Source organism: Paenibacillus sp. TAB_01 (assembly GCF_043945595.1).
Classification (GTDB): domain Bacteria; phylum Bacillota; class Bacilli; order Paenibacillales; family NBRC-103111; genus Paenibacillus_S.
Genome location: NZ_JBIFNP010000001.1, coordinates 5,947,345 through 5,967,476, shown reverse-complemented (window position 1 = coordinate 5,967,476; position 20,132 = coordinate 5,947,345). Strand labels below are relative to the sequence as shown.

Sequence of the window (20,132 nt, the reverse complement as noted above, 5' to 3'; positions counted from 1 at the left end):
GAGCCTCCGCCGCCGAACAGCGAGCTTAGGGCGCCGCCTTGGCCTGCCGAGTTGGATGCCGGAACGGGCAGACTGGGGACTCCGGCGTCACGGAGCTGACTCCCATGCCGGAAAATGGCTGTTGTCCTGCATACGGGTTGGAAAATAAGTCTCCGCCTCCGCCCGCGGAATAAGGAGGCGATCCTTGCTGAAAGCTGCGGGTATGGGCACCTTGGTTGCCTATCGTAGGTCTTTGATGATAGCTCACGGGATTCACATTCCTTTGATTGGATTATGGCAAAGGGCCTTGTTGTACGGTCCGTTTTGCGCATGAAATAGACGTTTTGCCTAATGTAGTCTATGTGATAGGCGAATGGATGGATTGGACTCCTGTCACGGTTTTCGGCGATTTATTGGGTTTTAACCCACTACCGCATAAAAATAGTAAAGTTTTGCTATTCTAAAGGGAGGAATTCTCCCGAAAGTGTCGAATTATTTAGTTATAAGCAGGTTTGATATTGAAGCAGACCATCAAGGGGTTGAACAATATGCAATTGAAAAAGTTGAATGATAAAGCGATCGATCAGCTGTTTGAAGCGATTTTGACGCTTAAAGATATTGAGGAATGCTACGTTTTTTTCGACGATTTATGTACTGTGAACGAAATTCAGTCGCTCTCTCAGCGTCTGGAGGTAGCGCGGATGCTGCGCAAGGGCAACACGTATAACCAGATCGAGGCGGAGACCGGCGCCAGCACGGCGACGATTTCCCGGGTTAAGCGCTGCCTGAATTACGGAAACGACGGCTACAAAATGTCGCTGGAGCGCCTGGGCCGTTAAGAGAACTGCATCCGGGATGCTCCTTGTTTAGGCGTGGAGACGCGGTTGAAAGGAAGCGATGGACCGGACTGCTGGAATAATGTCAATGACTCGACGGATCGATGGATTAATGAATCGATGATTGACCGATGAATGATTCGATGAATGGATTGATTGGCGGATTAATGGCTTGGTGGATCGATGGATTAACGGATTGATGAACTGGTGGACTAACGGCTCAAAGGTTTGGCGGCTCGCTGAGTCGATGGATCGACTGGCGGATTAGCCGTTTAATGGCGTGGTAGATGGATGGCAAAATGGGTTTCACAGGCCGGCAATAAGCCGTGCAGCCAAGAGCACAGCCGCTGTGTCGGCTGGAAAATAGCGAGTGCGGATAGGGCCGCAAGATCCTGAATAGGGATCGCAGGGAATGGCCTTGGTCCCGCTCGTTTTTTCTGCTTGGTCTGCATCAGGCATACGCCCGGCGTTATGTAAAATGAAAACGCTTGCCTTGCGGGCGGTGCTTCAGCACGAATGCTTTTTCTCCCATTTCGACATAAATGGTTTTCGTATCCAATTGCGGGCGAACCCTATATATTTATGGTATAATAGGGAAAGTTAAATCTAAGAAGCGAGAAGGGCACTTCGAAGCGCCTTTCTTTTTGGGTTGGTAAAAGGGCATCGGATCGAACGTTTATCTTTTGCAAAGACAGGAAGGAGAACGCCGTTGAGCAGCTTGGGTATACTAGTCATCAGCCACGGTTCACGCAGCGAGGAATGGGTTCGTCTGGTTGACGAGGCCGTTCTTGCTATGCGTGTGCCTCAAGGTGTGCCGGTGTTTTCGTCTTTTCTTGAAATTGTCGAAGGGCGGCTCATTCAGGACGGAATTACGCATCTGGAGTCGCTCGGCGTGACGGATATTGTGGTAATTCCTTTCTTCGTGTCGTCGGGAAGCACGCATATCGATGAAATCAGCTATGCTCTGGGTGTGAAGCCGGAGCCGCTGCTGCCGACGGATATGACGCCTTTTGCGATTCGGGCGCGGATCCATTTCACTTCTCCGATTGACGATGATCCGATCATTGCGGACATCCTGTATGAAAAAATGAAGCCGTTGTCCGTCGACCCTCAACGGGAAATCGTTATCCTGGTTGGACATGGCAGCGTAGAAGAAGGCTTTCATCAGCGCTGGCTCGAAGGCATGGAACGGCTTGCCTCCCGTATCCGGACGCTTGGAGGCTTCGACGAAGTCGATACGGCGATGCTGCTGCCGGACCAGCTTCCGCAGAAAATGCAAAGGTGGCATCAGCTCAAGCCGGAGCATGCGGTGCTGGTCGTCCCGCTGTTTCTCAGCGAAGGGTATTTTACCAACGAAGTGATTCCGGCTCGCATGAACGGGTATATATACAGATACAATGGGAAAGCGCTGCTTCCGCACTCGCTGCTCTCGCGGTGGATGGAGCGGCAGACGGCGCCTTTTCTAGGTTTGATGCAGCACAGGTAGCTAAGCTTAGTACGACGGCATAGGTAAGGCGAATTTTTGGGTGAGCCCATTCTTCATCGATTACCATCGGATATAGGGCCGGAGCGGACTCAGACAATCTGAACGGATCCGCTGGGCAAGCTGCCGATATAAGCAAACCGCGAATCTGCGGGTAATAAAACTTATAACGGATAATGAACATACATAGGAAAGCCGGCTATAACAAGGAAATTGAAGCGAACGGGTGAAGAAAAGAATGGCCAAACGAGCAAGGTTGATTTATAATCCATCCTCCGGCAGAGAGGAAATTAAAAAGCGGCTGCCGGAAATTTTGCAGCGGCTGGAGCGCGGCGGTCTCGAGACCTCGACGCACGCGACGATCGGCGAAGGCGACGCAACGCTCGCCGCGGCGGATGCGGTTGCGCGCGGCTTCGATATTATCATCGCAGCGGGCGGCGACGGCACGCTGTACGAGGTCATCAACGGCATGGCGGAGAAGGAAAACCGCCCGCCGCTCGGTATTTTGCCGCTCGGGACGACGAACGACTTCGCCCGTGCGCTCAACATTCCGCGAAGCTGGGAAGGCGCGGTTGACGTCATTTTGCAGCAGCATACGCGCGTTATCGACGTCGGCAAAATGAACCAGCGCTATTTTATCAACATCGCCGGCGGCGGCTCCTTGACGGAGCTGACGTACGAGGTGCCGAGCAAGCTGAAAACGATGATCGGCCAGATGGCCTATTATATGAAAGGGCTGGAGAAGCTGCCGCGGCTGCGGCCCATCGATCTGTACATCCGGACCGATGAGGGAGATATCCACGAGGAAGTGATGCTGTTCCTCATCTCGAACTCCAACTCCGTCGGCGGCTTCGAACGGCTGGCCCCGGACGCGTCGCTCAGCGACGGCCTGTTCGACGTGCTGATCCTCAAAAAGTGCAACCTCGCGGAGTTCATCCGCGTCGTTTCCCTAGCGCTCCGCGGTGAGCATCTGGGCGACCCGAACATTATTTATTTGCAGACGCGCAATATCCAAGTGACCTCACCGGATTATGTACAGATCAATCTGGACGGCGAATTCGGCGGCACCCTGCCGTGCGTCTTTACGAACCTGCCGTCTCATTTGCATATTTTTGTGGACGAGAGCGGGCAATCGGTATATAAGCAGCACCCATTACAGCAGATTAAGCTGCCATGGAAAACTAAAGCTGGAGTGGACGAACATGAGCAAGAAGAGCAGTAACGGCAAGGGCTTCCGAGGCGGAGCGGGAACAAATGCGGGAGCGGGAACAAATGCGGGAGCGGGTAAGGCAAGGGCTGAGCGGAGCTCCGGACCAGAGGCTGGCGGAAGGAAGTCTGCAGCTGCTGGTGCAAGTGCAGGGGGCTATGCAGAGAGAAGGGGCCCTGGCGCAGGGGCGAACATGCCTGAAGTGGGCGCTTTGGCGAGGACGCGTGGCGGTGCGGGAGCTGTGTTGAAGTCTGCAGGGACTGCGGGAGCAAAAGGCCGTGCGGGCGGAAGAGCCCGAGAAGCAGCGGAGGTCAAAGCGGCAAAAGCGGGGGCATTGGCGCGAGCTCGTGGCAGAGCGGCGACCGCGTCGGAGAAGCGAGCTGGGACTGCGGGAGCAGGGAGCCAAGCGGGCAGAAGAGCCCGAGAAGCAGCGTTGAGAGCGACAGAAGCGGGTGCTTTGGCGAAGACGCGTGGTGGAGCGACGGCCGTCTCAAAGTCTGCTGGGTCCCCGGGACGTCCGCCGAGCAGAGGAAGACAGCAAGCGGCTGCGGATTTAAGCGGCCTGCCGGTGGAGAAGAACGGTGAATACGAAGCCGATATTGTCGGAATCGGCCATGAGGGCGAAGGGGTAGGCCGCGTCAGCGGCTATACCCTTTTTATTCCTGGAGCGCTCCACGGCGAGCGGGTGCTTGTCAAAGCGTTGAAGTTGAAGAAACAGTATGGCTACGGTAAGCTGTTGAAAATAATCAAAGCGAGCCCGGACCGGATCGCGGCGCCCTGTCCGATCTACAGCCAGTGCGGCGGCTGCCAGCTGCAGCACTTGAGCTACGACGCGCAGCTGCGCTTCAAGCGTCAGCTGGTGATAGATAACCTGGAACGAATCGGAAAGCTAAAGGTAGCGGGAGCTGGTATGGAAGCTTCGGTTAGCGCCGATGAGCGGACGGATGGATACTTGAACGCAAAAGGAATCGTTGTCCATCCAACCCTGGGAATGGACGATCCTTGGCGTTATCGCAACAAGGCGCAGGTGCCCATAGGCTTTGAGGCCGCTAGCGCAGACAGAGAAGGCGGGCTGGTCGGGGGCTTCTACGCCCAGGGCAGCCACCGGATCATCGACATGGAAGCCTGTCTCATCCAGCAGGAGAACAATGACCTCGTTGTGGCTGAGGTCAAACGGGTCGCTCGAGAGCTTGGCATCCGTGCCTACAACGAGGAGACGCATAAAGGCCTGCTGCGCCATGTCGTGGCACGGTACGGCTTCAACACGGGCGAGATCATGGTCGTCCTGATCACGAACGGCGAGAGCCTTCCGCATGCGGACGAGCTGGTCGGATTGCTGCGTGAAGCAATTCCCGGTCTCAAAAGCATCTGCCAAAATATCAACAAAGAGAGTACCAACGTCATCTTTGGCGACAAGACGAAGGTGCTTTGGGGCGACGATGTGATCTACGACACGATCGGGGACATCCGATTCGCGATCTCCGCGCGATCGTTTTATCAAGTGAACCCCGTACAGACTGAGGTGCTGTACGGCAAAGCCTTGGACTTCGCCGGGCTGAGCGGCGAAGAGACCGTGATCGATGCCTATTGCGGCATCGGCACGATCTCTTTGTTCTTGGCACAGCGGGCGCGCCAAGTGTACGGCGTCGAGATCGTCGGTGAAGCGATCGACGATGCTCGGCGCAATGCGCGGCTGAACGGCATCCGCAACGTTCAGTTCGAGACCGGCGCGGCGGAGGTGGTCATCCCCGAATGGCGGCGTCAGGGCATCGCCCCTGACGTCATCGTGGTTGACCCGCCGCGCAAGGGCTGCGACGCCGCGCTGCTCGAGACCATCCTCGCGATGCGGCCCGCCCGCGTGGTTTACGTGTCGTGCAACCCGTCGACACTCGCGCGGGACTTGCAGGTGCTTGAGGAAGGCGGGTATTCCACCGTCGAGGTGCAGCCGGTGGATATGTTCCCGCATACGGTGCACGTAGAATCGGTAGCTTTGTTGGTGAGGAATGGTTTGTAGACAACAAAATTAGTTTCCCGGTGAACACTTAAAGTCTGCCACTAAGCAAAATAAGTTTGCCGCTAAGCCGACCGGAATCAAGGCATCTGCCCTGAGTTTTCGCTCGGCTTGTTTCTTTTCCCAAAGCGAGGGTCTGTCAATAATTTTGTGTAAACTCATTTAGAGAGAAGCTCCCCCGAGGGGGAGTTCGGTACTCAAGGCAAATGTTGACCGATCCGATCCGGATAGAACACAGAAAGTTGGAGAAGCATCTGTCCCCAGTTCTGGACGCGTCCCGTCCATTTACGCGTGACGTCCATGGTGACGAGGTAGAGCATTTTCAGCAGCGCTTCATCGCTTGGGAAGATGCTTTTTCCTTTGGTTACTTTGCGAAGCTGGCGGTGGTAGCTTTCGATCATGTTGGTGGTATAGATGAGTTTACGTAGTTCGGGCGGATATTTGAAGAACGTGGCCAGCTCGTCCCAATTGTTGCGCCAGGAGCGGATAATGAGCGGGTATTTAGCTCCCCAGGCTTCTTCGAAACGATCGAGCTCCACAAGCGCCATTTCCTCCGTTACCGCTTTGTAGATCGGCTTCAGGTCCGCCGTTACTTTCTTTAGATCCTTGTAAGAGACGTAGCGCGTAGAGTTACGGATCTGGTGGATGATACACTTTTGGATTTCGGTCTTCGGATAGCATGCGGTGATCGCTTGTGAGAAGCCCGTCAGGTTGTCGACACAGGTGATGAGAATGTCCTGTACGCCGCGGTTTTTGAGATCATTCAGCACGCTGAGCCAGAACTTCGCCGACTCGTTCTCACCGATCCACATGCCCAGTACGTCTTTGTTGCCGTCCAGATCGATCCCGATGACCATATAGCCTGCCTTGTTTACAATGGCGCCGTCCTGCTTGACCTTGAAGTGGATGGCATCCAGAAAGACAACTGCGTAAACGCCTTGTAGCGGGCGATTCTGCCACTCTTTGATGAGGGGAATGATCTTGTTCGTGACGTTTGAGATCATCGTTGGCGAGACGTCAATGCCGTATAGATTCTGCAGATGATCCTGGATTTCTCTTGTGCTGACTCCTTTGGCATAGAGCGCGATAATTTGATCCTCGATACCGGTTACACTGGACTGATTCTTCTTCACTACGAGAGGTTCGAACTCACTGAAACGGTCCCTAGGCACGGTGATTTCCTGCTCGCCGTACTCGCTAGTGATCTTCTTCTTGCTCTTACCGTTACGACTGTTGCTTGTCTGCTTGTTTTGTACATCGTGCTTCTCGTAACCTAGATGCGTATCCATCTCGGCCTCAAGCATCTCTTGCAACGTTTCGGCGAACAAGTCTTTCAAGGCATTTTGTGCATCCTGCGCGGTGACCAGCTTATTCTCCTTGATGAATGCGCGGAGTTGTTCCTTTGTCCATAATCCCATGTGTACTCCCAACCTTTCTGTTACTTCTATTTTAGCAGGTTTGAGAGTTTACACAGTTTATTTTACAGACTCCGAAGCGATCTCCCAGACCGATAATTCAATCTGCCGCCGCGGGATCACTTGCCCTCAATTTCCTCCTTTTGTCTCGTGCCGCTGAGTGCAATCCCAATCATTGCCCCAATCCATAACCCTTGCCACCCCTACGTTTTTGCCCATCTAAAGCCTCTCGCTCAGGCATCTCCAATCGGTTCTGCTAATCACTCTTCTCATGCTTTTTGAATGCTCTTCCCAATCGGTTTACCCAATCCAATTACTCTTTAATACCAGGTTTGCCTAGTCTTTTCCCTGGTCTCAGCATCAAACTTATTTTGCATTTTTCCTGCTGTTTTCAGGTGATTTTTCAGGCTTTTACCCTGTAAGATCTCCGATTACAGCGGCAAACTTATTTTGCATCTTAGGATTGAGGAATAGGAGGGGGAAAGGCTGGGAAGCCTTGTGGGGAAAGGGATTGTGGCGATTGGAGGGGGAGGAGAGGGAGTGACAAACTTATTTGAAAATTGACATGATTGTAATTAGCTGTAGAACGCAATCAAAGTTTAAACAAAGCCTAAATAGTCGTACTAAAGCCTAAAAAGTCGTGCTACGAGCCGAGCGAGAAGCGGGGATATTTTCCTGTTTTTTCTCGGCTCTTTTCTCTTTTTCAAAGGGGGAGGTAAATCCAGGGGAACCCTTGTGGGGCAAGGTCGGAGGATGTTGGATCGTCTACACTTAGTTGGACAATAAAAATAAGGGCTTGTAGAATAAACCTATCAAGCAAAGGAGCGGATCTCTACAATGCCTAAACAACGCAGAACATTTACAGCAGAATTCAAAAAACAGATGGTGGGGCTCTACGAAAACGGAAAATCCCGTGCGGCGATTGTGGAAGAATACGGCCTCACGGCGTCCGCCCTGGACCGCTGGATTAAACAGGCTCAGACGACAGGTTCATTTTCCGAGAAAGACAATCGTTCAGAGGAAGAGAATGAACTCATCGCTTTACGGAAAGAGAACCAGCGTCTGAAAATGGAAAACGACATTTTAAAGCAAGCCGCGCTGATCATGGGACGAAAGTAGCTATCATCCGGAGTAACCGGGATAAATACTCGGTATCAGCAATGTGCGACGTCCTGCAAATCGCCAGAAGCACGTTTTACTACGAAACGAGGGAAGCCGCTAAGGAAAACCCAATGACAGAAAGCATTGCAGATATCTTCCACAGGAATCGAAAAGCTTACGGCACCCGGAAACTGAAGGCGAAGCTCCAGGAACGCGGGCTGACCGTGTCCAGACGCCGGATCGGCCGGATCATGAAGGAGCAGGGCCTGGTATCCACGTACACCGTGGCACAGTATAAGCCTCATAAAGCCGCATCGAATGAGGCGGCGGCCGTCAACACCCTGAACCGTGAATTTGACCAGACGGAGGCCAGGCGGTTTATTGTCGGCGATTTGACGTATGTGAAGGTACAGAACCGGTGGCATTACATCTGTGTGCTGGTTGACTTATTTAACCGGGAAATTATCGGCCATAGTGCAGGTCCTCATAAGGATGCTGCGCTGATTTCTCGTGCCTTTGCTTCGGTCCAGGGCGATTTACGGCAGATTCAGTGGTTTCATACGGATCGGGGCAGCGAGTTTGAGAACCAGAAAATGGATGAAGAGCGATTGTCCTTCTCCTTGAAGGAACCTGACGATTGGGCTTGTTTGATCCAGCGATCTAAAGCGGAGGCTGTGAGGTCATATTCCTCCACAATTGCTGCTCTGGATTTTCCGTTTTCATAGAGTTCTACCATTTGTTTTTTGAATTCTGCTGTAAATGTACGTCTTTGTTGTTTTGGCATTGTAGAGATCCGCTCCTTAGGATTAGGTTTATTCTACAAGCCCTCATTTTTATTGTCCAACTAAGTGTAGCCGATCTAACAAGGGATTGAAGTAATTGGACGGGGATGGAGAGGAAGTGGTAAACTTATTTGAAAATTGACACCAGAATCAAGTTTGCTGAACAAGATAATTCAACTTGTACGGCTGACGAAAGAGGGTGCTGCTAAAGGTATCCAACCTGTTAGCAGTGCTCCACCTTCCGAATGGTTACTTGCGGAAAGTTCACCTCCATGTCGCATTACAATCCTGTGTGAAATAGTCAACCCTAATCCGCTGCCTCCAGTTGAACGATTTCTAGACACTTCGCCACGATATAGAGGTTCAAAAACTCGTTGTAATTCTTCCGAGGAGAAGCCCGGACCCGTATCCCGTATTGTAAACATCAATTTTTTACTCACTTTATAACATTGAATATCAATTTCGCCATAGGAGGGTGTATGTCTGACGGCATTATCCAAAATATTGTTCATCGCACGTTCCAATAAGTGCATGTCACCATTAATGAAGCAGTCGTCTACAGTATGGCTCAAGATCGAGATGTTCTTTTGCCGAGCTTGCGGACTTAAACTCTCAATCGATTTCAAGATGATGAGGTTAAAATCAATCGTCTGGTTTTGAAGATTCATCTCCACATTCTCCATCTTTGTAAATGTAAAAAGGTCCTCTACCAACCGGTCCAATTGCGCCGATTTTTCCTTGCAAACCGCCAAATATTTGGCTATTTTATCTGGAGATTGGGCAATACCCTGCTCCAGACCATCCAAATAGCCTCGTAATGCAAAGAGCGGGGTTCGTAGATCATGCGCGACAGCAGAGATCACGAATCGACGTTCTTCTTCCAATTCCGCTTGTTTTTGAAAAGCACTTTGAATTCCCTCCACCATCACTGCAAAAGCATCACGTACTTCAGAGATTTCGGTGATCCTGGATCTGGGTAACTCCACCTCCCAATCTCCTGCGGCAATTTTCCTAGCTGAATTGCTCATCCTTTCGAGAGGCTTTAGAAGAAACCTTCGCATTTCAACACCGATAATAAAGAATGCAAACAATAATCCGGCAAAGATCGAAATGATCTGAACCGCATTTGACTTCGGCAGATAAATAACGACCTTTCCAAGTAAATGACCGTTTTCTAGGATGGAGAACCTTTCCGTAGAAGACAATGCGTTATGGCTCTGAGGCTTAGAACGAAAAATTTCCTGTTCTGAAGCGGATAGTATAATCGCTTCCATCTTCGCTTGCTGCAACTTATTAAACAATTGGTTTTGCCAATTCGGATCCCTCCAATTGTCCGAATTGGTTTCTATTTGGTGGACGATCTCGATCATTTGTCTCTGCAGAATCTCGTCCTGCAAACCTTTTTTTTCGAAGTTGAGCGTTTTTGTCTCCATGAAATGTGCTGCCACATAGAAAATCCATGGCACTAAAAGTACGAAGAAGAAAAGTAGTATCGTAAACGAACGAATGCGAAGTGTTCTCATGTTAACCTCCTTCAAATCGATACCCGATTCCCCATACGTTAACCAGGTATTGAGGATGGTTCGGATCGGGTTCGATCTTTTCGCGAAGTCGACTGAGGTGAACTCGAATGGTATGCCTGTCGCCCACCCCATCCCAAAATTTTGAAAGTAACTGCTCATATGAAAAAACATACCTGGGGTGTTCGATAAATAATCGTAACAACTCATATTCCCTTGGAGTGAGCACAACAACTTTCCCATCCACGATCACTTCTCTTGCAGATAGATTTATCTTGATGCGGCCAAAATCCAAGATCTTTTCATTTATTTGCAACTGGGAAGCAGAACGCCGCAATACAGCTTTAATCCTGGCTACGATTTCGCCGGGTGAAGCAGTTTTGACGATATAATCATCACCGCCTAGCGTCAGCCCTCGAATCTTGTCCACATCGTCGCTGCGTGCGCTCAAAAAAAGGATTGGAACGTTACTCTCCGTCCGAATTCGGCGACATAACTCAAACCCGTTTTGTCCCGGCATCATGATGTCAAGAACAATGCATTGAATGGAACTCTGCTCAAATAAAGCCCATGCTTGAATGGTATTGCATGCGGTCAAAACGCGAAAATTTTCGCACTCCAAAAAGTCCCTCAATAGTTCGACAATGCTTTGATCATCGTCTACAACCAGTACCGTATTGACTTCACTCATGAATCTCCCACCTTTGAATCCTAGTTTATCATTTTTTCTCTAGAAACTAACGGAACCACTCGATTTGTGAGGAATTATTTATTGTTTTGTGACTATTTACAACTTAGTTTGAGATACTCGTTTGTTATGCTACTTCTTGCGGACGACAACTATCTCGAGTGAGGGCTCGTTCAACGCAAAAAACGGATGAAGGAGGGTAACATGGATATGGAACATGGCAGTTTCTCGTTTTTTCCATTTGGCGCTCTATTTTGTCTCACGCTTTTTTCTTTCGTGGTCGTTCGAATCTATGCGATTGGTCATCGCTACGGAGACTCCAATCAAAATGGCCTTGCCATTGCTTTGATTCTAGAAGGCCGGATGGTTAGGGGCGAAAACGAGGAGGAGGAATATCAAAGGCTAAATGATCTTTCTAACAAAAATAACAATTTCCTCATCAGTCCGCAAGTTAGAGGATCAACCTTTGGAAACGAGGAGGTTAATGGATGATTGCGGTTCAAATCGTGCTTTTTGATGGTTTTGATCTTCTAGATGCCATTGCGCCTTACGAGGTTTTTTGTGCCGCTGCAATGTATGCTAAGAACGCGGTAAGCGTGGAACTTGTCACCGCTGAAGGGCCGAGAACCGTCGTTAGCGGTATCAACAATTTGAGAATTGAAGCGAGCGGCAGACTGAACCCAGAACGCGCAGGCATCATACTTGTACCTGGAGCTTCGGGTGACGTCGAAGGAGATGGTCCCGATTCGCCCCCGGCTATTCTGTCGCGGGTACTGAGTACAGAATTGAACGATAGGATAGGGCAGGCACTCGGGCAAAAAGACATCGTCGTCGCCACGGTTTGCGGTGGTTCCCTGTTGCTGGCTATGGGAGGGTTCTTAGAGGGCAGGCCGGCGGTAACGCATCACTTGGGCATGGATGTGCTTGGAGCAACCGGTGCCATTCCCGTTCCGGCACGCGTAGTGGACAGCGGTAATCTGGTTACAGGCGGCGGCGTTACTTCTGGACTCGATGTAGCGCTTTATCTCGTGGAACGCGAGCTTGGACCGCGCATCGCTCACGCGGTAGAGCAACTCTTTGAATATGATAAAAGAGGAACGGTTTGGCGGGAAACAGGAATTGCACCTATTTCTAAATTGGTAGTGACCGAAGAAGAAAGGGTCATCGCGACGAACAAAGCAGGAATGACTTGCGACACCTTGGATATAAAATCATCCAGGGAATCTGACTTCGACGGGGATTGGGATACGACAATTGTTACACCCGTTGGGAAATTGGAGGTCAAGATCTCCATTTCCATAAGGAATGGGACGATTACAGGCAAGGCAACACAGGGAGATGAGACGGTCGAGTTTATAAACCCTTTGCTTCAGAATAACAAGCTTACCTGGTCGCTGCGCATTACGAAACCCATGCGCTTAAATCTGAAATTCGAAGTCGCTACCGACGAAGATCGCATGACCGGATTCGCTAGGGCTGGCATACTGCCGGCATCCAAATTGACAGGCAAGCGGGTTACCTAAGCCGAAAATGCGAATTGGCAAAAAAAGTGAAGCCGCGGGGGTCTGAATCGCATGGAGAAGCGGAAAACATTATACGGGCTTTTAGCCTGCATCATTATTCTATTTATCCTTTACGCTTTGGTCACCAATTTTATTATCGATCCCGGAGCTAAGGCATTTTTAAATCGAAAAATCGGCCTGAAGCGCGAGCTTAATCTTCTGGTCTGGATAAACGTTATGCACGTTCATATTGTGTTTGCCTGCATCGCCATGGCGACAGGACTGCTAAACTTCTCCAACCGAATTTTTAATAAGAGCCGCAAGTTTCACCGCATAAACGGCTATGTTTATTTAGTGTCCGTCCTTCTTGTCGTGATTACTTCCGGATATATGGCGCCTTACGCTACTGGAGGGAAAATAACCAGTATGGGGTTTAATGTACTTAATATGATATGGCTTCTTACCACCATAATGGCGCTCGTACAAATCAAAAAGAAACGCATAATTCGTCACCAGAACTGGATGATCCGAAGTTATGCCTTTTGCTTTACGAACTTGTTGATTCATCTCATCACTTTTCTTTTTCATCAGGGATTCGGTCTTGTTTACGCTACCAGCTATATCATTGGTGTTTACGGCTCCATTGTGCTGCTACTGGTTATTCCTAGCTTCATAATTAGAGATATTGGTCAATCCAAGGAGGGATAAGAATGAAAAAAATATTGGGATTGTTCATGTCATTTGCATTAGTTCTAAGTTTAGTTATCTCTACAGCAAGTGCAAAAACAACAGAAGATACTAATACTAATACTAATAAGGACAAAAGTATTCAGGTTCAAATTGTATTATTCGATGGATTCGATCTAATGGACGCATTGGCGCCATATGAAGTATTCGCTGCCGCGGGGATGTACTCAGGTGGGGCTGTTACTGTAGAATTAGTTTCCGCAGAAGGCAAGCGTTCTGTCCCGAGTGGTCTAAATGGGCCTGCCCTAGAAGCGCAAGCGGCATTGGATCCAAATCGACCGGGAATTATTTTGGTGCCTGGAGCTTCGGGCAAGCCAGCGGGAGACTCAAAGGATGCCATTCCGAATATTTTAAAGCAGGCCATGAGGACAAGCTTACCTGTTATGTTGAAACAAGCTTTTAACAATGAGGAAGTCACCGTGGCTACAGTATGCGGAGGTACTTTGCTGCCTGCGATGGAAGGCTTGTTAAAAGAAAGACATGCGGTTACCAATCATTTAGGCATGGCTGCGTTAGGAGCTCTCGGTGCAATTCCAGTTGAAGCAAGAGTCGTTGAAGATAGTAATCGATTCGTGAGCGGGGGAGGCGTGACTTCGGGACTTGATGTGGCCCTTTATTTGGTCGATCGTGAGTTAGGGCCTCAAATCGCGAATTCCGTTGAAAAGATGTTCGAGTACGAGAAAAGAGGCACGGTGTGGCGAGCGGAAGGCATCGCTCCGATCGACTTTAATACGAGCCCAAAAGCTTCTGAAGAAAAGCAAACAACTGGTACTTCATTGAGCACTGTCAAGAAGTAAAAGACCGAGCTGATAAAAGCAACAGCGCCGGACTAGTTGTTAAAGATCTAGTCTTCTGGCCGCTGTCGCAGTTAAAACTCTTTTTATTTGACTATTCCACTCTTGACCAAATTGATCAACAGTCGTACTCGACAATTCGTTTTCCATCGTCGTTTGAATTTTAGTGAAGACTCCACCTAATAAAACGGCAACAGATACTGTTACTTAAATAGGAGGAGCAAGTGCATTATCAGGTTAACGGAGTCGAACTTTATGTGGAACAACAGGGCCAAGGAGACATTGCACTTTTGTTTTTACATTTTTATGGCGGGTCAACACGAACCAGGGGGGGAATTGTTGGTGATCTCAAGGAGAATTACCGCTGCATCACTTATGATCATCGCGGATGGGGGAACTCGGACAAATCAGCTGTATCATATACGATTAAGGATCTGGCCGCTGATGCAGAGGCGCTTATACGAGAGCTTAAGTGGAAGGGTTATGTGGTCGCTCTGAGCAACATTGCCTTACTTCCTCTTGAAGGAAATATTCGCGAGATGGTGCTTGAGGATATGCAAAAAAGCGGCCACCTTTCTCTCTTGGAGGCGCCTGTAGAAATCAGCGAGGGCATCTCAAACTTTTTGCACAAGCTGGGCTAATTTTTAGACTGTGCTTGAGCGGAAGGCGACGAGTGAGCCAGATGCCCTTTCGTGTGATGTGACCATGAAGGTACCGGAACCCTCCAACCGGGAGATCTGGTGATTAAATATTTTCTCAAACAGATTCATAGTAGGGCTGAATCTCCTTCCATTCGGCAATCATTTCCCGGCGGAACTGAACGGGCTCTAGAATGTCACATATACAACTCTTATCATTGATGGAAATCATGAAAATTTCGATCTACTAGAAGGTTTTCCAGTCAATTAACTTATAGTTAATTGAAATATTGAATTAACTGAGTATGTCATAAAATCAATTCATCAACTAGTACTTAAAAACATTGACGATGAGATAATGCAGGCAGATTTCGGATGATTAATGTTAGAATATCAGACTCGCAACATAACCCTCCACATTTTGCAGTGCTCTCTGAAAAAATGGAACAGTTGATTAAATGGTAGGACAATTAATGTCGATTGAAATTTATGTTCATGTGTTATCATTGATCTAGAAAAGCAGACTGTAGAAGCACAGGATGAGGATTATTCCATTGATGATCTCCTTGGAGCAGCTGGGACGTTATCTCCTGAAAGAGGAAGAGAACTGCTTGATGAGGTGAACAGATCACATGAGGAATGGGATTCATGAGTAGAGGTTATTTGCTTGACAATTTTGTCCAGAACGAATTCGGAGTTCCTTTAATAAAAATTTAGATTCTACATAATATCTATGCAGCCGTCTATTGTCTCAATTTTGTGAATGGGCGGTTTTCTTGTTCTAGTGTCTACCAAACAATTATTTTCCGGAGGAATCAGTAGAAGCAAAAGCTTGCGCTTGTTACAAAAGATGATTTTGAGAATCAATGGTTTAAGTGATTCTTCTATTTCTACTGATGCTATTGCTGTGATTCATGGTTCTATCGCTGAGATAGAGCTTGAACAGGGTACAGTCCATAATCACTCTACTCCTAGTGAAAAGATTGCTTTATTTCGCAATCTATTTCGTGGCCGTGAAGACGTATATCCCAATAGATGGGATAGCAAAACAGGAAACTCAGGGTACTCATAGAGAGTTTCTTCCTGTAACTGATGAGATTATCTCTCACCATCTTGATGCGAAGGTTAATCGTACGATCGGAATTTACCCTATGCTCCAGGATGAAACTTGTTGGTTTCTAGCTATTGATTTTGATAAATAAGATTGGAGGCAAGATGCGGCTGCTGTCATTATAACCTGCAAAGAGCTTCAGATACCTTTTACACTGGAATGCTCACGTTCAGGAAACGGAGGGCATATATGGTTTTTTTTGATCAGCCCGTTGAAGCAAGGTTGGCTCGTAAATTCGGATGTGTTCTTTTAACCAAGACGATGGAAAATCGATATGAGCTTGGGCTAGGTTCCTATGACCGTTTATTTCCTAATCAAGATACGCTTCCAAAAGGCGGATTTGGCAATTTAATAGCTCTACCTTTTCTAATATGATCTATATTGAAAAGTATGGCTTATCAGCCCCAGTAATAAATCGAATCAAGCGGCTTGCTTCGTTTCAAAATCCAGACTTTTATAAAACGCAAGCGATGCGTTTGCCCACTTACGGTAAACCTCGAGTGATAGGTTGTTAAAAGGAAACGCGTGCTATACGTGTGGATACAGTAGCACATACGATTAAGGAGTTACGGGGATGTTGAGAGTAAAAAACAATAAAGGAGAACAACGAGATGAACACGGACCTTCCTCAAGAGCATGAATTATACCAAAATCTCCTTCTCGAAGAGGAACGCTGGGAACAGGCATTTGACGATCCTCGATTCGCTGAACACGAAAATGGTCACTGGGATCGCGGTGTTGAGATTTACAAAGAGCTGAATCGTATAAACCCTGGTGAGCACCGGTTTCAGAGCATGTTAGTGCATTGCTTGCTTGAACTCGGACGGGATTTCAAGATGCGGGGAAGCCATATGCGCAAGGCGCGGGAGATTTTTCAGCAAGTGACGAAAATGGATAGGGAGCACTCCCTGGCTAATTATCGGCTTGGTTTCTTATATTACTACGATGAAATGTGGGATAGTGCTGCTCGCGCATTCGAGCGGGCCCTCAGAAGACAAGCTTTATTGTCAGAGCATCGTATTAATGATGAGCAAATCGTCAAAGCGCTCTGCTATCAAGCACGGGCTTATCAAAAACTGAGCCAGCAAACCATGGACAGAATCCAAAGAAAGTGGCGCGACTTGGCCAATACGGCTCTTGGTGATTCGTTACGACCTCTCATTACCGAAACAGAGGATCAGATTTACTCGGAAGAACCATTCAAACCATATACTATCATTACTAATAATCGAAAAGAGCAAATTAGTGAAGAGCAGCTGCTGCAGCTACTGGAAGAGGGGACAGAGGTTAAGGCAGTAACGCTTAACTATGTAGAGGCTCCACGTCAATATATCGTCCAAACCATGCCGAGAAGAAGAGTGTCTATTACGGAAAGGTCGGCAGATTTGCTGCGATATTTGTTAGAATCCCCTGCAACGCGTAGTAAGGAAGATATTTTTTCAAGAATGTTTAAAGTCCCCATGCCCCCAAATAGTACATGGGTGAAAACGAATATATCCCGGTTACGTGCGGAGCTGGCACCATGTTTTTCTGAACCTATGGACCAGATCATCCTGACAACCAAAGAAGGCTATTCCTGGAATCATCAAATGGAGTCCATATATCAAATTGTTTATCGTGAAGATGATATCTACCGAGCGGATTTTGACCTCAACTGAGGTCGAGATTCCCTCGGTTTTTTTGTGCGGTTACAAGGCTGTAACCGGCATTTGTTTTAATAGAGATATCAAAGGAACACAAACATTTTGAGGAGATGATTCGAATGGAAAAACAAACAAAGATGTTGATGGGCCCAGCTGAAAAACTAGGTGAAGCGCTGGCTAAACGAGGATTCCTGGCTAGGGTGCAGGAGGATCGAGTGATTTTCTCAACTGGAAATGGGAAGCAGGATCTGATGGATGTACGTCATTTGCTTGAACATCATGGAATTCCGGTTTGTTACTCCGGTAATCAAATGCAGGTGTTGAGTCCGGTTATGCCTCTTGAGGTACTGCGGGCAGTTGAGGTGATGCCAGTTCGATACGGCCGCTCGTCGATTCCTAATGCGTTCGATTCGTGGAAGGCTTTCACGAAACGGAATCACGGCTTGCGCTGGAACACCTTGTCGCTCGATAAAGGGATTGCTTTTCTTGTAAAGGCATTGAGTGAAGCGGGGATTTTGGTAACTGGTGGCTGTGATGGGCATGGAAGGCACGAGCCGCGCATTTATTTTGCAAGTGTTTGGGCTGCTGCTTGGTTCCGCGTGGTTAGTGAGCGTATTTTACAGCGGCAGAGCCTTAATTATGAGTGGAAAGTTGTGATTTCTACGAATGGAAGCCCAAGCTTGCAGGCTGCATTAGGTGAGAACACGAAATGGACGGCCCGTGCTATACGACAGGATACGGTTTCTATGGCGTTCGTTTTACGGGAAAGTGCCTCTCAGTTAAGGGCTCTTCGCCGCACAAGCTTTAAAAATCGGAGCATGCGCAAGCAAGCGGAAGCATTGTCCCAAGATTTTGAAGGGCTCTGCCAGTGGATGACGACACTATTAAATGAGAAGGAGACACAAAACCATGCATAAGCTTGAACATGAACTATTTGAACTCTTGTCTATTACGGCTCCGAGCGGCATGGAACGTCCAGTTGCCGATTTTCTAATTAAGCGTCTGCAAGGACAAGTTGATTATTTGGGAAGAGACTCTTATGGCAATGTACTAGCTGAAAAAGCATACGGCACGGGTGTAGGACCGACAATTCTGCTCTGTGCTCATATGGATACCGTTTGGGTCGATCCCGATCGTGAAATTGTGCAGGAACGAGCTGTCTGGTCCAGCAGCAGCGGACCGTTGGGAGCGGACGACCGTGCAGGAATTGCTATTATTTTGGATGTGCTGCGTACACTCAATCAAAACTCTTCGTTTCAGGGGTGTTTGAAACTCGCTTTTACCTGTGAAGAAGAGATCGGACGAGTCGGCTCTGAACAGATCGATCCCTTATGGCTTGAAGATGTACAGTTGTGCATTGTCGTTGACCGCAGGGGAAACAGAGATATCGTCGTACGTAACAGCAGAATGAGGTTCTGTGATCCGCAATTAGGGGATTATTTCGAAGCTATGGGAACTATGTGCGGAATGTCCGGCTGGCAGGCTGTTCAGGGCGGAATTAGCGATGCGGTTACATTTGCCTCTCTCGGAATACCTTCAGTTAATTTGTCTGCCGGCTATGAATATGAACATACGGATGAGGAATACGTGAATGTGAATCAATGTAAAGAAACGATTCGATTGATCGTACAATCGTTAATCAACTTTCCTCTGCAGCAGCAGCGGATTGCTTAATTTTCTTCTTACGAACATCCATTCTCTGACAAACTATTGTCAATTCATTTTAGTAACTTAATATTATGTGGCTAACAGCACCCATACTGTACCTAGAGGGTGTAGAAGTGCAGGGCGTGTGTTCGATACGTTTGATGATCAAATGTTAGGGCAGGTTCGATTCGTAGTGAAAGACACGATCATTATGGAGCTGGTCCCACAGCTTAAGGAAGTCTACATGTTCATGAACATAGAAGAAAGGTTCAGCAATAAAGAGGAGAGATGAAAAATGGAGACACTTGGGGGCAGAGCATATCGAAATGGAGTTATGTTTGTTTCCGATCACTATCAGGTTACAGCTATTCGTAATTCGGATGGAAGTATCGAGATTGAAGATGAGTTGTTAAACGGGTTCGCTCCTAGAATGAACTCAAATTCTTACAAAAGAATCGCTTGTCTTTCATTTATCCGTGGAGTACGGAGCTTATTCGAAAGTCATTTGAAGATAAATTGACAGCGACATTGAATGGAATCCTCTTGTTTATTGGGGCGTCTAGTCTGTTTCTGCCTTCATCGAGTTTCGCTAGTCCCCACTCTGAAATCTGGAGTTGGAGCCTGCTCCTTTTAGCTTTAGGTGTAACTGCTTGTGTATTATTTCTTATTTTTGAAATTATTTTCGGACCGACAGGAAAGTATCATGCAGCCGAACACATGGCAGCAAACGCCTTGGAAAGAGATGGGAACTAACAGTGTCCAACGTTCAAGTGCAAAGCAGAATTCATTATCGATGTGGAACCAATCTCACTGTGTTTATCGGTTTGGTCATTTTGCTTCTATTTCCTGTAAAAATATGGTTCATATTTAAAATGATGATTGCATGGTCCGATCGGTATGGAGATTTTTTTAGTTGATCATAAGCTTTTCAATGTTCTATTGAAGCCTTTTTATTGGATTGGAGGACTGGCTCAAAGATTTTTGTTCACTTCAAAGCCTAAAGCGGAACATATCGAAGTAGCCATAGC

At 48.0% G+C, this 20,132-nt stretch carries 18 protein-coding genes and 5 pseudogenes; 18 read left to right on the top strand and 5 right to left on the bottom strand.

Features of this window, described 5'->3' with window-relative positions; genetic code table 11:
* The first annotated feature begins 527 nt into the window (after positions 1–527).
* From ACHHV8_RS29065 to rlmD, 6 genes are all read left to right on the top strand, one after another.
* Positions 528–818, top strand: a complete 291-nt coding sequence (locus tag ACHHV8_RS29065; protein ID WP_094013678.1) for a YerC/YecD family TrpR-related protein — start codon at positions 528–530, stop codon at positions 816–818.
* A 706-nt stretch (positions 819–1,524) separates the two neighbouring features.
* On the top strand, positions 1,525–2,301 hold the full coding sequence (locus ACHHV8_RS29060) for a sirohydrochlorin chelatase (protein ID WP_395162779.1): 777 nt from the start codon (positions 1,525–1,527) through the stop codon (positions 2,299–2,301).
* 235 nt (positions 2,302–2,536) lie between these two features.
* Positions 2,537–3,520 carry a diacylglycerol kinase gene (locus ACHHV8_RS29055; RefSeq protein WP_395162778.1) on the top strand — a complete coding sequence of 328 codons (984 nt, stop codon included), beginning with the start codon at positions 2,537–2,539 and terminating at the stop codon, positions 3,518–3,520.
* Between the two features lie 32 nt (positions 3,521–3,552).
* Positions 3,553–3,753 (top strand): hypothetical protein, encoded by a 201-nt coding sequence (locus ACHHV8_RS29050; protein WP_395162777.1) that lies wholly within the window; start codon positions 3,553–3,555, stop codon positions 3,751–3,753.
* 30 nt (positions 3,754–3,783) lie between these two features.
* The gene (locus ACHHV8_RS29045; protein WP_395162776.1) at positions 3,784–3,942 is read left to right on the top strand and encodes a hypothetical protein; all 159 of its coding nucleotides are present in this window, start codon (positions 3,784–3,786) and stop codon (positions 3,940–3,942) included.
* Between the two features lie 20 nt (positions 3,943–3,962).
* Positions 3,963–5,519, top strand: a complete 1,557-nt coding sequence (gene rlmD / locus ACHHV8_RS29040) for a 23S rRNA (uracil(1939)-C(5))-methyltransferase RlmD (protein ID WP_395162775.1) — start codon at positions 3,963–3,965, stop codon at positions 5,517–5,519.
* A 194-nt stretch (positions 5,520–5,713) separates the two neighbouring features.
* Here rlmD and ACHHV8_RS29035 read toward each other — a convergent pair whose 3' ends face one another.
* A complete protein-coding gene (locus ACHHV8_RS29035; RefSeq protein ID WP_395161094.1) occupies positions 5,714–6,934 on the bottom strand; it encodes an IS256 family transposase in 1,221 nt (406 codons plus the stop codon).
* An 834-nt stretch (positions 6,935–7,768) separates the two neighbouring features.
* Between ACHHV8_RS29035 and ACHHV8_RS29030 the strand changes: the two genes are divergently transcribed.
* Positions 7,769–8,050 carry a transposase gene (locus ACHHV8_RS29030; RefSeq protein ID WP_395162774.1) on the top strand — a complete coding sequence of 94 codons (282 nt, stop codon included), beginning with the start codon at positions 7,769–7,771 and terminating at the stop codon, positions 8,048–8,050.
* Between the two features lie 41 nt (positions 8,051–8,091).
* Positions 8,092–8,571: pseudogene (locus ACHHV8_RS29025) on the top strand (IS3 family transposase); the annotation flags it as partial.
* 68 nt (positions 8,572–8,639) lie between these two features.
* Here the strand turns inward: ACHHV8_RS29025 and ACHHV8_RS29020 are convergent.
* The 3 genes and pseudogenes from ACHHV8_RS29020 to ACHHV8_RS29010 all read right to left on the bottom strand — a co-directional run.
* A pseudogene (locus ACHHV8_RS29020) lies at positions 8,640–8,816 on the bottom strand (transposase); the annotation flags it as partial.
* A 171-nt stretch (positions 8,817–8,987) separates the two neighbouring features.
* Positions 8,988–10,337, bottom strand: coding sequence for a sensor histidine kinase (locus ACHHV8_RS29015; protein ID WP_395162773.1), 1,350 nt, complete (start codon positions 10,335–10,337; stop codon positions 8,988–8,990).
* A gap of 1 nt (position 10,338) precedes the next feature.
* Complete coding sequence (locus tag ACHHV8_RS29010; RefSeq protein WP_395162772.1) at positions 10,339–11,025, bottom strand: response regulator transcription factor; 687 nt, start codon at positions 11,023–11,025, stop codon at positions 10,339–10,341.
* Between the two features lie 201 nt (positions 11,026–11,226).
* On the opposite strand from ACHHV8_RS29010, the gene ACHHV8_RS29005 reads away from it, so the two are divergent.
* From ACHHV8_RS29005 to ACHHV8_RS28985, 5 genes are all read left to right on the top strand, one after another.
* A complete protein-coding gene (locus tag ACHHV8_RS29005; protein ID WP_395162771.1) occupies positions 11,227–11,514 on the top strand; it encodes a hypothetical protein in 288 nt (95 codons plus the stop codon).
* Entirely contained in the window at positions 11,511–12,545 is a 1,035-nt protein-coding gene (locus ACHHV8_RS29000; protein WP_395162770.1) for a DJ-1/PfpI family protein, read from the top strand. The genes ACHHV8_RS29005 and ACHHV8_RS29000 overlap by 4 nt, the downstream gene beginning before the upstream one ends.
* 51 nt (positions 12,546–12,596) lie before the next feature.
* Positions 12,597–13,232, top strand: coding sequence for a DUF2306 domain-containing protein (locus ACHHV8_RS28995; protein ID WP_395162769.1), 636 nt, complete (start codon positions 12,597–12,599; stop codon positions 13,230–13,232).
* Between the two features lie 2 nt (positions 13,233–13,234).
* Positions 13,235–14,068 (top strand): DJ-1/PfpI family protein, encoded by an 834-nt coding sequence (locus ACHHV8_RS28990; RefSeq protein ID WP_395162768.1) that lies wholly within the window; start codon positions 13,235–13,237, stop codon positions 14,066–14,068.
* A gap of 221 nt (positions 14,069–14,289) precedes the next feature.
* A complete protein-coding gene (locus ACHHV8_RS28985; RefSeq protein ID WP_395162767.1) occupies positions 14,290–14,706 on the top strand; it encodes an alpha/beta fold hydrolase in 417 nt (138 codons plus the stop codon).
* Between the two features lie 42 nt (positions 14,707–14,748).
* On the opposite strand, the pseudogene ACHHV8_RS28980 reads toward ACHHV8_RS28985, so the two are convergent.
* Positions 14,749–14,835 (bottom strand): annotated as a pseudogene (locus tag ACHHV8_RS28980) (WYL domain-containing protein); the annotation flags it as partial.
* A 631-nt stretch (positions 14,836–15,466) separates the two neighbouring features.
* On the opposite strand from ACHHV8_RS28980, the pseudogene ACHHV8_RS28975 reads away from it, so the two are divergent.
* From ACHHV8_RS28975 to ACHHV8_RS28955, 5 genes and pseudogenes are all read left to right on the top strand, one after another.
* Positions 15,467–16,189 (top strand): annotated as a pseudogene (locus ACHHV8_RS28975) (TOTE conflict system archaeo-eukaryotic primase domain-containing protein).
* Between the two features lie 236 nt (positions 16,190–16,425).
* Positions 16,426–17,472, top strand: a complete 1,047-nt coding sequence (locus ACHHV8_RS28970; RefSeq protein ID WP_395162766.1) for a hypothetical protein — start codon at positions 16,426–16,428, stop codon at positions 17,470–17,472.
* Positions 17,473–17,576: 104 nt separating this feature from the next.
* Positions 17,577–18,374, top strand: a complete 798-nt coding sequence (locus ACHHV8_RS28965; RefSeq protein WP_395162765.1) for a hypothetical protein — start codon at positions 17,577–17,579, stop codon at positions 18,372–18,374.
* Entirely contained in the window at positions 18,367–19,131 is a 765-nt protein-coding gene (locus ACHHV8_RS28960; protein WP_395162764.1) for a M20/M25/M40 family metallo-hydrolase, read from the top strand. The genes ACHHV8_RS28965 and ACHHV8_RS28960 overlap by 8 nt, the downstream gene beginning before the upstream one ends.
* Positions 19,132–19,856: 725 nt before the next feature.
* Positions 19,857–20,021 (top strand): annotated as a pseudogene (locus ACHHV8_RS28955) (DUF1385 domain-containing protein); the annotation flags it as partial.
* Positions 20,022–20,132 lie beyond the last annotated feature (111 nt).

Excerpts from the sequence above, each read along its gene's own strand:
- ACHHV8_RS29065 (WP_094013678.1), top strand. The coding sequence starts at position 528 with ATGCAATTGAAAAAGTTGAATGATAAAGCGATCGATCAGCTGTTTGAA.
- ACHHV8_RS29055 (WP_395162778.1), top strand. The coding sequence starts at position 2,537 with ATGGCCAAACGAGCAAGGTTGATTTATAATCCATCCTCCGGCAGAGAG.
- ACHHV8_RS29050 (WP_395162777.1), top strand. The coding sequence starts at position 3,553 with ATGCGGGAGCGGGAACAAATGCGGGAGCGGGTAAGGCAAGGGCTGAGC.
- ACHHV8_RS29035 (WP_395161094.1), bottom strand. The coding sequence starts at position 6,934 with ATGGGATTATGGACAAAGGAACAACTCCGCGCATTCATCAAGGAGAAT.
- ACHHV8_RS29030 (WP_395162774.1), top strand. The coding sequence starts at position 7,769 with ATGCCTAAACAACGCAGAACATTTACAGCAGAATTCAAAAAACAGATG.
- ACHHV8_RS29015 (WP_395162773.1), bottom strand. The coding sequence starts at position 10,337 with ATGAGAACACTTCGCATTCGTTCGTTTACGATACTACTTTTCTTCTTC.
- ACHHV8_RS29010 (WP_395162772.1), bottom strand. The coding sequence starts at position 11,025 with ATGAGTGAAGTCAATACGGTACTGGTTGTAGACGATGATCAAAGCATT.
- ACHHV8_RS29005 (WP_395162771.1), top strand. The coding sequence starts at position 11,227 with ATGGATATGGAACATGGCAGTTTCTCGTTTTTTCCATTTGGCGCTCTA.
- ACHHV8_RS29000 (WP_395162770.1), top strand. The coding sequence starts at position 11,511 with ATGATTGCGGTTCAAATCGTGCTTTTTGATGGTTTTGATCTTCTAGAT.
- ACHHV8_RS28995 (WP_395162769.1), top strand. The coding sequence starts at position 12,597 with ATGGAGAAGCGGAAAACATTATACGGGCTTTTAGCCTGCATCATTATT.
- ACHHV8_RS28990 (WP_395162768.1), top strand. The coding sequence starts at position 13,235 with ATGAAAAAAATATTGGGATTGTTCATGTCATTTGCATTAGTTCTAAGT.
- ACHHV8_RS28970 (WP_395162766.1), top strand. The coding sequence starts at position 16,426 with ATGAACACGGACCTTCCTCAAGAGCATGAATTATACCAAAATCTCCTT.
- ACHHV8_RS28965 (WP_395162765.1), top strand. The coding sequence starts at position 17,577 with ATGGAAAAACAAACAAAGATGTTGATGGGCCCAGCTGAAAAACTAGGT.
- ACHHV8_RS28960 (WP_395162764.1), top strand. The coding sequence starts at position 18,367 with ATGCATAAGCTTGAACATGAACTATTTGAACTCTTGTCTATTACGGCT.